The sequence below is a fragment of the Phenylobacterium sp. genome (assembly GCF_031412415.1).
Taxonomy (GTDB): Bacteria; Pseudomonadota; Alphaproteobacteria; order Caulobacterales; family Caulobacteraceae; genus Phenylobacterium.
In genome coordinates, this window is the sequence record NZ_JANOCX010000362.1 from 1 (window position 1) to 11,154 (window position 11,154).

At 69.0% G+C, this 11,154-nt stretch carries 10 protein-coding genes; all 10 read left to right on the plus strand.

The genetic code is table 11. The annotated features are described in order from the left end of the window. Nucleotides 1-561, plus strand: a 561-nt coding sequence (locus tag RMO04_RS17240; protein WP_309646001.1) for a penicillin-binding transpeptidase domain-containing protein, incomplete at its 5' end; no start/stop codon positions are given. Then, nucleotides 561-2,015 (plus strand): UDP-N-acetylmuramoyl-L-alanyl-D-glutamate--2,6-diaminopimelate ligase, encoded by a 1,455-nt coding sequence (locus RMO04_RS17245; RefSeq protein ID WP_309646002.1) that lies wholly within the window; start codon nucleotides 561-563, stop codon nucleotides 2,013-2,015. The genes RMO04_RS17240 and RMO04_RS17245, both read left to right, overlap by 1 nt. Further along, nucleotides 2,008-3,405 (plus strand): UDP-N-acetylmuramoyl-tripeptide--D-alanyl-D-alanine ligase, encoded by a 1,398-nt coding sequence (gene murF, locus RMO04_RS17250; RefSeq protein WP_309646003.1) that lies wholly within the window; start codon nucleotides 2,008-2,010, stop codon nucleotides 3,403-3,405. Before RMO04_RS17245 ends, murF begins: the two co-directional genes overlap by 8 nt. Beyond that, nucleotides 3,405-4,514: a phospho-N-acetylmuramoyl-pentapeptide-transferase gene (mraY, locus tag RMO04_RS17255; protein ID WP_309646004.1), complete on the plus strand. Its 1,110-nt coding sequence runs from the start codon at nucleotides 3,405-3,407 to the stop codon at nucleotides 4,512-4,514. Before murF ends, mraY begins: the two co-directional genes overlap by 1 nt. A 19-nt stretch (nucleotides 4,515-4,533) precedes the next feature. Next, entirely contained in the window at nucleotides 4,534-5,949 is a 1,416-nt protein-coding gene (gene murD / locus RMO04_RS17260; protein ID WP_309646005.1) for a UDP-N-acetylmuramoyl-L-alanine--D-glutamate ligase, read from the plus strand. 81 nt (nucleotides 5,950-6,030) lie between these two features. Continuing rightward, entirely contained in the window at nucleotides 6,031-7,203 is a 1,173-nt protein-coding gene (ftsW, locus tag RMO04_RS17265) for a putative lipid II flippase FtsW (RefSeq protein ID WP_309646006.1), read from the plus strand. 9 nt (nucleotides 7,204-7,212) lie between these two features. Beyond that, nucleotides 7,213-8,310, plus strand: a complete 1,098-nt coding sequence (gene murG / locus RMO04_RS17270) for an undecaprenyldiphospho-muramoylpentapeptide beta-N-acetylglucosaminyltransferase (RefSeq protein ID WP_309646007.1) — start codon at nucleotides 7,213-7,215, stop codon at nucleotides 8,308-8,310. Then, nucleotides 8,307-9,719, plus strand: coding sequence for a UDP-N-acetylmuramate--L-alanine ligase (murC, locus tag RMO04_RS17275; RefSeq protein ID WP_309646008.1), 1,413 nt, complete (start codon nucleotides 8,307-8,309; stop codon nucleotides 9,717-9,719). Before murG ends, murC begins: the two co-directional genes overlap by 4 nt. Next, entirely contained in the window at nucleotides 9,716-10,621 is a 906-nt protein-coding gene (gene murB / locus RMO04_RS17280; protein WP_309646009.1) for a UDP-N-acetylmuramate dehydrogenase, read from the plus strand. The genes murC and murB overlap by 4 nt, the downstream gene beginning before the upstream one ends. Next, nucleotides 10,588-11,154 (plus strand): histidine phosphatase family protein (locus tag RMO04_RS17285; protein ID WP_309646010.1); only part of this gene is annotated, 567 nt, incomplete at its 3' end. The genes murB and RMO04_RS17285, both read left to right, overlap by 34 nt.

The following is an 11,154-nucleotide window of genomic DNA, read 5'->3' on the forward strand; positions in this document are numbered from 1 at the left end:
GACAACGACGTGGCCTCAACCTCGTTCGGCCACGCCATCTCGGTCTCGCCGCTGGCGGTGGCCGCGGGCATGGGGTCGATCCTCAACGGCGGCACTTATGTGCCCCTGACAATCCGTCCGGTGAAGGCGGGCTTCCGGCCCAAGGGGACGCGGGCTGTATCGGAGGAGACTTCGCGCGCCATGCTTGACCTGATGCGGGTCAATGTGGTTCGCGGCACCGGCGGCAAGGCCAACGCGCCCGGCATGCGGGTCGGCGGCAAGACCGGTTCGGCCGAGAAGGTGATCAACGGCCGCTATGCCCGCACCACGCTGGTCTCGTCGTTCGCCGCGGTGTTCCCCACCGACGGCCCGCTGGAGGCCGACCGCTATTTCGTGCTGATCCTGATGGACGAGCCGAAGGGAACGCCCGAGACCTACGGCTTCGCCACCGGCGGCTGGACCGCCGCTCCGGCGGCGGGTCGGGTGATCGACCGGGTCGGCCCCTTCCTGGGCGTTGAGCGCCGCGAGGACGTGGCCGTCGCGACCCCGGCGGACGCCGCGGCCCTGGCGAACGAACGCTGATGGGTCGGCGCCTCTCAGACCTGATCAAGCGCGAGGTTCGCCCCGATCCGGTGATCGAGGGCGTCACCGCCGACAGCCGCAAGGTTCGCCCAGGCTATCTTTTCGCGGCCTTGCCGGGCTCGACGGTCGACGGCCGCGAATTCGCCGCCAAGGCCGTGGCCGCGGGCGCGGCTGCCGTGATCTCCGGCGAGGAGATCTCCGGCTTGGGCGTTCCCGTGATCGTGACGCCCGATCCGCGTCGCGCCTATGCGCTGGCCGCCCGCGCCTTCTGGGACGCGCAGCCGCCCGTCGTCGTGGCGGTGACGGGGACCAACGGCAAGACCTCCGTGGCGGCCTTCTGCCGCCAGATCTTCAATCATGCAGGCCGCAAGGCCGCGAGCATGGGCACCCTGGGAGTCCGCGCCACGGGCCCAGGCCTGGACGTGCAACTGACCCCGCCGGGTCTGACAACGCCGGACGCGGCCGACGTCGCCGAACTAATGGCCAAGCTCGTCGAGCTGGGCGTGACCCACTTAGCGCTGGAAGCCTCGTCGCATGGCGTGGACCAGCGGCGGTTGGACGGGGCGGAGCTGACCGCGGCGGGCTTCCTGAACCTGACCCAGGATCATCTGGACTATCACGGGACCATGGGCGCCTATCGCGAGGCCAAGCTGCGGCTTTTCAATAGCCTGCTGCCGCGCGGCGCCACGGCGGTGCTGAACGCCGACTCCGACGCCTATGAGGCCTTCGCCAGCGCCGCGATCACCTCGGGCCAGGCGGTGATGTCGGTGGGCGCGGCGGGGCAAGGGCTGACCCTGTTGGCTCGTGCGCCGACGCCGGAAGGCCAGGCGCTGAAAATCGCTTATGCCGGGCAGGTCTACGACGTTCGACTGCCGCTGGTCGGCGGCTATCAGGCCTCCAACGTGCTGGTGGCCGCCGGCCTCTGCATCGCGGCCGGCGAACACCCCGCCTTGGTGATGTCGGCCCTAGAGACCCTGGAGGGCGCGCCTGGCCGCTTGCAGCACATCGGAGCCGGCCCGCGCGGCGGCGAGGCCTATGTCGACTACGCCCACACCCCCGACGGGCTGGAGACGGTGCTGCAGGCCCTGCGGCCCCACGTACAAGGCCGGCTGATCGTGGTGTTCGGGGCCGGCGGCGACCGCGACAAGGCCAAGCGTCCCCTGATGGGCGCCGCGGCCGCCAACAATGCTGACATCGCCATCGTCACCGACGACAACCCCCGCAGCGAGGACCCGGCGGATATTCGCGCCCAGGTCCTGGCAGGCGCCCCGGGCGCGCGCGAGGTCGGGGACCGCCGCAAGGCCATCCAGGCCGCCGTGGCCCTGATGACGGCGGGCGACGTCCTGGTCGTGGCTGGCAAGGGCCATGAGCAGACCCAGACCATCGCCGGCGTCGTCCATCACTTCGATGACGTCGCCGAAGTGGCGACCGCCCTGGAGCCGATCCATGGCTGAACCGCTTTGGACCGCCGCTGAGATCGCCGCCGCCGTGGGCGGTAAGGTTACCGGCGGCGACTTCGCCGTGAACGGGGTCTCCATCGACACCCGCTCCATCGAGGACGGCGACCTGTTCGTCGCCCTGGCCGGCGCGCGCGACGGGCATGAGTTCGTCGGTCAGGCGCTGGCCGCCGGGGCCGTCGGATCGCTCGCGTCGCTGCCGGTTGGCGGCTCGGCCGTGATGGTAGAAGACACCTTCAAGGCGTTGGAAAAACTGGGAGAAGCGGCGCGGATCCGCGCCTCCCGGGCCAAGCGCGGCGCGGTCACCGGCTCGGTCGGCAAGACCAGCGTCACCCAGGCGATCCGGGCCGGGCTGATGCTGGCAGGCAAGGGCCACTCGTCGGTCAAGAGCTACAACAACCACATCGGCGTGCCGCTGACCCTGGCGCGCATGCCCCGCGACACCGAGCGCGCCGTGTTCGAGATCGGCATGAACCACGCCGATGAAATCGCGCCCTTGTCGCGGTTCGTTCGACCCCATGCGGTGGCGATCACCACCGTGGGACCCGTCCACGTGGAGAACTTCCCGGACGGTGAGGTGGGTGTGGCCCGGGCCAAGGCCGAGATCTTCGCCGGGATCGAGCCCGGCGGCGTGGCGGTGCTGAACGCCGACAACCCTTGGTTTGAGATGCTGAGCGCCGAGGCCCGCAAGGCTGGTGCGGAGGTCCGTAGCTTCGGCGCAGGCGAGGCCTGCGACGCCCGGCTGCTCGATTTCCAGCCGAAGATCGGCGAAGCGGTGATCAAGGCTCGGCTGCACGGCAAGGCGCTGGACTTCCCAATCCTGCAGACCGGCTTCCATTGGGGCCCCAACAGCATGGCAGTGTTGCTGATGCTGGAGGCCCTGGACGTCAGCCTGGACGATGGCCTGGCCGCCTTGGGCGCGTTCGAGCCGCTGGCGGGTCGCGGGGCGGAACGCCAAATCCGCGTGGCCGGCGGCGCCTTCACCCTCATCGACGAGAGCTACAACGCCAACCCTATCTCCATGGCGGCCGCTTTCGCCGCGCTGGGCGCGCGCAAGCCCTCGGGGCGGCGGATCGTCGCGCTGACCGACATGCTGGAACTGGGCGCCGAGGGCCCCGCATTCCACGCCGGGTTGGCGCAGCCGCTGGCAAGCGCTCAGGTCGATCTGGCGTTTTGCGCAGGCCCGCTGATGAAATCGCTGTGGGACACCCTTCCTCCGACTCGGCGCGGCGGCTACGCCGAGACAGCGGCCGAGCTGGGGTCGCTGATCGCCCGGGCCGTAGAGCCTGGCGATCTGGTGATGGTCAAGGGTTCGAACGGCTCGAAAGCCGGTGCGGTGACCGCCGCGCTGATGCTGCTCGACGCCCGTTCCGGGGAGGCGGGCTGATGCTCTATTGGCTGTATGAGCAGCTCTCGGCCGGCGGGCATATTCCGGCTCTGAACCTGTTGAAATATCTGACCTTCCGCACGGGTATGGCGCTGTTTACCGCGCAGCTCGTCGTGGTTTTGCTGGGCTCGCGCTTCATCCGCTTCATGCAGATCAAGCAGGGCAAGGGCCAGCCGATCCGCAAGGAGGGCATCGAGCGCCACGTGATCGAGAAGGCCGGCACGCCGACCATGGGCGGCGTCATGATCCTGGCCGGTCTGCTGGTCGGAACCCTGCTGTGGGCCGACCTCAGCAATGTCTATGTCTGGGCCATCCTGCTGGTGACCACCGGGTACGGCGCCCTGGGCTTCCTCGACGACTACGCAAAGGTCGCCAAGCAGACCAGCGAAGGCGTATCAGGCCGCGTGCGGCTGATCCTGGAGTTCCTGATCGCCGGCGCCGCCATCAGCCTGATCATTCTCTACGGCAGCAATCCGCCCGAGGCGCCGGAGTTGTCGACTTCGGTCGCGTTCCCGATCTTCAAACAGCTTCTAGTCGACCTGGGCTGGTTCTACTTGGCCTTCGGCGCCTTCATCATCGTCGGCGGCGCCAATGGGGTGAACTTCACCGACGGGCTCGATGGCCTGGCCACCGTGCCCGTGATGATCGCCGCCGCCGCCTTCGGCCTGATCGCCTACCTGGTGGGCAACTACGTCTTCGCCCAGTACCTGCAGCTCCACTTCGTCCCCGGCGTGGGCGAGGCGGCGGTCTATTGCGGGGCGATGATCGGCGCGGGCCTGGGCTTCCTCTGGTACAACGCCCCGCCCGCCAAGATCTTCATGGGCGACACCGGTTCGCTGGCGCTCGGCGGCGGCATCGGCGCCGTGGCCGTGGCCACCAAGCATGAGATCGTGCTGGGCCTGATCGGCGGCCTCTTCGTCCTGGAGACGCTGTCGGTGATGATCCAGGTCACCTACTTCCGGATGACCGGCAAGCGCGTGTTCCTGATGGCCCCGATCCACCACCACTTCGAGAAGCTGGGCTGGTCGGAATCCACCGTGGTGATCCGGTTCTGGATCGTCTCCCTGATGCTGGCCGTCCTCGGACTGGCCACCCTGAAACTGCGGTAGGGGAGGGCTCGCACAGGTCATGATCCCGGTCCGCGGCTTCGAAGGCAGGACGGTCGCCGTTTTCGGCCTGGCTCGTACGGGCTTGGCGGCGGCGCATGCCTTACTGGCTGGCGGCGCGAACGTGGCTCTGTGGGATGAGCGCCCGGAAGGCAGGGCCGCGGCCCAGGCCCTGGGGCTGCCGCTGGTCGACCTCTCCACCGCCGATTGGTCGCAATTCGCCGCCCTCATGCTGTCGCCGGGCGTGCCCCTGACCCATCCAGCGCCGCACTGGACCGTGGAGCGGGCCAAGGCCGAGGGTGTCGAGATCGTCGGCGACATGGAGTTGTTCGCCCGGGCCGTGAACGCCGCGCCGGAGCACAAGCGCCCGAAGATCGTCGCCATCACCGGCACCAACGGCAAGTCGACCACCACCGCCCTGATTGGCCACATCTGCGCCAGCGCCGGACGCGACACGCGGATCGGCGGCAATATCGGCGTGGGCGTGCTGGGCCTGGAGGACATGCACGGCGGGGCGGTTTACGTGCTGGAGATGAGCTCCTACCAGCTCGACCTGACCTCCAGCCTCAAGCCCGATGTCTCGGTGCTGCTGAACATCTCGCCCGACCACCTGGAGCGCCATGGCGGCATGGAGGGCTATGTGGCCGCCAAGCGCCGGGTGCTGCTGAACCAGGGCAAGGGCGACACCGCGGTGATCGGGGTGGACGATCCCTGGGGCCAACGGATCTGCACCGAGATCACCGCCGCCAACCGCCGCACCATCGTGCCGATCTCCGCCTCCAAGGCGATGGGCCGGGGCGCCTATGTGCTGCAAGGCCTGCTCTATGACGCCACCGGCGAACGGGCGACCGAGATCGCCGATCTGCTGCGCGCGCGCTCGCTACCCGGCCGGCACAACTGGCAGAACGCCGCGGCGGCCTACGCCGCCGTGCGCGGCCTAGGGGTCTCGCCGCAGGAGGCCGCCGAGGGTCTGATGACCTTCCCAGGCCTGGCGCATCGGATGGAGACCGTGGGCCAGGTGGGCCGCGTGCGGTTCGTCAACGACAGCAAGGCCACCAACACCGACGCCGCCCGGCAGGCGATGTCGAGCTATCCCAAGTTTTACTGGATCGCCGGCGGCGAGCCGAAGACCGGCGGTATCGACAGCCTGGTCGACCTCTTCCCGCGCATCGAGAAGGCCTACCTGATCGGCGAGGCCCAGCAGGCGTTCGCCAAGACCCTGAAGGGTAAGGCCCAGATCGCCGAATGCGGGACCATCGAGGCGGCGACCGCCGCGGCCTATGCCGACGCCGCGGCGACGGGCCAGGACGCCATCGTCCTGCTCTCGCCCGCCTGCGCCTCCTTTGACCAGTTCGCTGATTTCGAAGCGCGGGGCGAGGCGTTCCGCGGCGCGGTGATAGGCCTGGGGCAACCCGCGGCCAAGGGCGCGCGCGCCTAGGCCGCGCACCGCCGGTTAAGAAGATTTAACCATAGGCAGGTCTTCTGCAGACCTCGGAGCCTGCGCGTCGATGGACCCACGATGAAACCCACCCAAGCTCACGCCTTCGCCCGCAGCGACAGGTCGCAGATGGGCGTGTGGTGGTGGACCACTGATCGCTGGATGCTGGGCGCCGTGGCGGCCCTGATCGCCGTGGGCGTGCTGATGTCCTTCGCCGCCAGCCCGGCGGCCGCGGCGCGGCTGAACATCGGTGATCCGTTCCATTTCGCGGTGCGCCAGTGCGTCTTCGCCGTGGCCGGCGCGACCATCCTGATCGCCGTCTCGATGCTGGACGGGCGAGGGGTCCGGCGGGCGGCCTTCTTCATCTACCTGATCGCCATAGCCATCATGATCGCGCTGCCGTTCATGGGGCATACCGCCAAGGGCGCTACGCGGTGGATCAGCCTGGCGGGGTTCACGCTGCAGCCGTCGGAGTTCATGAAGCCCGCCCTAATCGTGCTGGTCTCCTGGATGTTTTCCGAGGGCCAGAAGGGGCAGGGCGTGCCCGGCGTATCCATCGCCTTCGCGCTCTACTTCCTCTCCGTGGGCCTGCTGCTGGTCCAGCCCGATGTGGGCCAGACCGTGCTGATCACCGTAGCCTTCGGCGCGGCCTTCTGGATGGCCGGCGTGCCGCTCTCCTGGGTGATGCTGCTGGGCGGCGTGGCCGCGGTGGGGCTGTCGTCGACCTATTTCCTGTTCCCGCACGTGGCCAGCCGGGTCGACCGGTTCCTGAGCCCCGAGCGGGCCGACACCTTCCAGGTCGATCGGGCGGCCGAGGCGATCGCCGGCGGCGGCCTGTTTGGGCGCGGTCCGGGTGAAGGCGTGTTGAAAAAGAACATCCCGGACGCCCATACGGACTTCATCTATTCGGTGGCGGCCGAGGAATACGGGCTGATCTTCTCCCTACTGCTGATCTCCGTGTTCGCCTTCATCGTCGTGCGCGGGCTCTACAAGTCGATGAAGTTGTCGGACCCCTTCGAGCAGGTGGCGGCGGCGGGCCTGTTCGTGCTGGTGGGGCAGCAGGCCTTCATCAATGTGGCGGTGAACCTCAACCTGATCCCGACCAAGGGCATGACCTTGCCGTTCATCTCCAGCGGCGGCTCGTCGATCATGGCGATCAGCCTGACGCTGGGCATGGCCTTGGCGCTTACCCGCCGCAGACCGGGCGCCTATTCCCAGACCGAGGGTCTCGCCAAGGCCGGCGCCTTCGCCTAAACGCTGGCCATGGGAAAGATCGCTGTCGTCGCCGCCGGAGGCACCGGAGGCCACCTGTTTCCCGCCCAGGCCCTGGCCGAGGCGCTGATCGCGCGCGGCTGGCGGATTGTGCTGGCCAGCGATGAGCGCGTCGCCGCCTTCGCCGAGAGTTTCCCGGCCGAGGAGCGCATCGGCCTGTCGGCCCGCACCTACAAGCCGCGCGATCCGGTGAGCATGGCGCTGGCCGGCGTGTCGATCCTTCGCGGCGTCATGCAGGCGCGCAAGGCCTTCAAGCGGATCGATCCGGACGTGGTGGTGGGCTTCGGCGGCTATCCGTCGGTGCCGGGTCTGCTGGCTGGGATCACCCAGGGCCGAGCGACGGTGATGCACGAGCAGAACTCGGTGATGGGCCGGGCCAATCGCCAGCTGGTCAGCCACGTGCGCGCGGTCGCCTGCGCCTTCCCGGTCCTGCAGAAGGCGCCGGAGAAGATCGCCAAGAACGCCGTGGTGGTGGGCAATCCGGTGCGGCCGGAGATCCAGGCCCTGGCCTCGGTTCCCTATGAGCCGCCCACTGCCGACGGGCCGATCCGCATCCTGATCACCGGCGGCAGCCAGGGCGCGCGACTGCTGTCCGAGCTCATGCCCGCCGCCATCGCCAAGCTGCCCGAGAGCCTGCGCCAGCGGCTGACGGTGCAGCAGCAGACTCGACCCGAGTCCATGGATATCGCGCGCGAGACCTATGCGGACGCGCTGGTGATCGCCGAGATCGCGCCGTTCTTCCGCGACATGGCCAGCCGGCTGCGCGACGCGCACCTGGTGATCGGCCGCTCGGGCGCGGGCACGGTCTGTGAGTTCGCCGTGGCCGGGAAGCCCGCCATCCTGATCCCGCTGGCCATCGCGCTGGACGACGACCAGGGCCAGAACGCCCGGGTGATGGCCGAGGCCGGCGGCGCGGAGATCTGCCGCGAAAGCCAGCTCACCGTCGACGTCATGGCCACGGCCCTGGAGAAGCTTTTGACCAACCCTGAGCGCCTGGCGCGCATGGCCGCCGGCGCGCGCTCCATCGCCAAGCCGGACGCCGCCGAACGGCTGGCCGACCTCGTCGAGAAAACCGCCGCGAACCGATGAACAAGCGACCCGTCCCCTTCGCCGTAGGCCCTGTCCACTTCGTCGGTATCGGCGGGATCGGCATGAGCGGCATCGCCGAGATCATGCTGCGCATCGGCTATACGGTGCAGGGCTCCGACGCCAAGGCCAGCGCCAACACCGAGCGGTTGGAGAGGCTGGGCGTCAAGGTGTTCATCGGCCAGGACGCCAGCAATGTCGATGGGGCCTCGGCCATCGTCTATTCGACCGCCATCAAGGCCGACAACCCCGAGCTGGTCGCCGCCCGCGAGAAGCGCCTGCCCCTGGTCCATCGCGGCGAGATGCTGGGCGAGCTGACCCGCCACCAGTTCTCGGTCGCCATCGCCGGCACCCATGGCAAGACCACGACCACCTCGATGGTGGCCGCGCTGCTGGACGCCGGTGGCCTCGATCCGACGGTGATCAACGGCGGCATCATCAACGCCTACGGCGCCAACGCCAAGGTGGGGGAGGGCGACTGGATGGTCGTCGAGGCCGACGAGAGCGACGGCACCTTCCTGAAGCTGAAATCCACCTGCGGCATCGTCACCAACATCGACCCCGAGCACCTGGATTTCTACGGCGACTTCGAGGCCGTGAAGAAGGCCTTCCAGACCTTTGTCGAGGGCGTGCCCTTCTACGGTTTCGCCGCGGTCTGCACCGATCATCCCGAGGTCCAGGCCATGGCCGCCCGAGTTGTGAACCGTCGGCTGATCGCCTACGGGACCAACCCGCAAGCCGACGTCCGCGCCGAGAAGATCACCATGGGCCCGGACGGCTCGCGCTTCGACGCGGTCTTCGCGCCGAAGGGCGGCGAGGTGACCCGCCTGGACGACCTGCGGCTGCCGATGGCGGGCCAGCACAATGTGCTGAACGCGCTGGGCGCCATCGCGGTGGCCCGCGAACTGGGCGTCTCGGGGGAAGACATCCGCAAGGGCCTGGCCGGGTTCGGCGGCGTGAAGCGGCGCTTCACCACCACGGGCGTGGCGAACGGCGTGCGGGTGATCGACGACTACGGCCATCACCCGGTGGAGATTTCATCGGTGCTGAAGGCGGCGCGCGCCGTGACCGGCGGCCGGGTGATCGCGGTGGTGCAGCCCCATCGCTATTCCCGCCTGCGAGATCTGTTCGCCGAGTTTTGCGGCTGCTTCAACGACGCCGACACGGTGATCGTCGCCGACGTCTACACGGCCGGCGAGGCGCCTATCGAGGGTTTCGACCGCGACGCGCTGGTCGAGGGCCTGCGCCGCTTCGGCCATCGACGGGCCTTGCCCTTGGCGAGCCCCACCGACCTGCCGCGCCTGATCGCCGAGGAAGCCAAGGACGGCGACCTGGTGGTCTGCCTGGGCGCTGGGGATATCACCACCTGGGCCTACGCACTGCCGGCCCAGCTCGAGGCCCTGGCCAGGTGAGCTGGCGCGATCGTCTGCCGGCGGTTCGCGGCCGCATCCTGAGGGATGAGCCGCTGGCGCCCTTCACCTGGTTCCGGGTGGGCGGTCCAGCCGATGTGATCTTCCTGCCGCAGGACGAGGACGACTTGGTCACGTTCCTGAAGGGCCTCGATGCCGAAGTTCCCGTGACGCCCATCGGCGTGGGGTCCAACACTCTGGTCCGCGACGGCGGCGTCGACGGCGTGGTGATCCGGCTGGGCAAGGCGTTCGGAACGGTGGAGCCGCGAGGCGACGGTCGGATCTTCGCAGGCGCCGCGGCTCTGGACGCCGTACTGGCGCGTGAGGCGGGCAAGGCGGGGATCGCGGGACTGGAGTTCTATCGGGGGGTGCCGGGCTCCGTCGGCGGGGCGACCGTCATGAACGCGGGCTGCTACGGATCGGAGACCAAGGACGTGCTGGTCGAGGCCTATGCGGTGACGCGGGGCGGCGAGCGGATGACCTTCACGAACGATCAGATGGGTTTCACCTATCGCAAGTCCGCCAAGGCCGCGGAAGGCGGCCTGATCTTCACGGGCGCTCTGTTCGAGGGACACCCGGACGATCCCATCGCCATCGCCGCGCGCATGGACGAGATCACCGCCCGGCGCGAGACCACTCAGCCGATCCGAGAGAAGACTGGGGGCTCGACCTTCAAGAACCCGCCCGGTCATTCGTCCTGGAAGCTTGTCGACGCCGCCGGCTGGCGCGGCAAGGCCTATGGCGGGGCGATGTTCTCGCCTCTGCACGCCAACTTCCTGATCAACACGGGCGAGGCGACCGCGGCCGATCTGGAAGGCCTGGGCGAGGCCGTGCGGGCCGACGTGAAGGCCAAGCTGGGGCTCGAGCTGGAATGGGAAATCAAGCGCATCGGCCGGCCGGCCTGATCCTGGTCCGGCATTCGATCCCGGATATCCGGGAAGATCGGCCCAATCCGGAATGGCGTCTCTCCCAAGCTGGCCGCGCCGACGCGCGGCGCCTGGGGGCCCGGCTGGCCGCCTATGCTCCGCAGGCCGCTGTCGCCAGCCCTGAACCCAAGGCCCTCGAGACCGCCCGGATCATCGCCGAGCCGCTGGGCCTCTCCGTCGAGGTCGACGCCGATCTCGCCGAGCACCGCCGGCCTGGTCTGCGTTACGGCGAGCGCGATGTCTTCCACGCCATCATGGCGGACTGGTTCGCCCATCCCGCCGAGCGTCGGTTTGATGGCGAGAGCCTCGACGACGCCCATGACCGCTTCGCCGCCGCCCTCGAACGGCTCGCGGGGCCTGCGACGCTCGTGGCGAGCCACGGCACGGTCATGACGCTTTTTCTGAGCCGTCGCCTGGGCCTGGAGCCTTTCGCGCTGTGGGCCAGCCTCGCCCTGCCCGAGGCGTTCGTGCTGGACGGCGGGGGCGATCTGATGGAACGCGTTGGCGTCCAG

Bases quoted from the DNA above. Each gene is read 5' to 3' on its own strand.
- RMO04_RS17245 (WP_309646002.1), top strand. From the start codon at position 561: ATGGGTCGGCGCCTCTCAGACCTGATCAAGCGCGAGGTTCGCCCCGAT.
- murF (WP_309646003.1), top strand. From the start codon at position 2,008: ATGGCTGAACCGCTTTGGACCGCCGCTGAGATCGCCGCCGCCGTGGGC.
- mraY (WP_309646004.1), top strand. From the start codon at position 3,405: ATGCTCTATTGGCTGTATGAGCAGCTCTCGGCCGGCGGGCATATTCCG.
- murD (WP_309646005.1), top strand. From the start codon at position 4,534: ATGATCCCGGTCCGCGGCTTCGAAGGCAGGACGGTCGCCGTTTTCGGC.
- ftsW (WP_309646006.1), top strand. From the start codon at position 6,031: ATGAAACCCACCCAAGCTCACGCCTTCGCCCGCAGCGACAGGTCGCAG.
- murG (WP_309646007.1), top strand. From the start codon at position 7,213: ATGGGAAAGATCGCTGTCGTCGCCGCCGGAGGCACCGGAGGCCACCTG.
- murC (WP_309646008.1), top strand. From the start codon at position 8,307: ATGAACAAGCGACCCGTCCCCTTCGCCGTAGGCCCTGTCCACTTCGTC.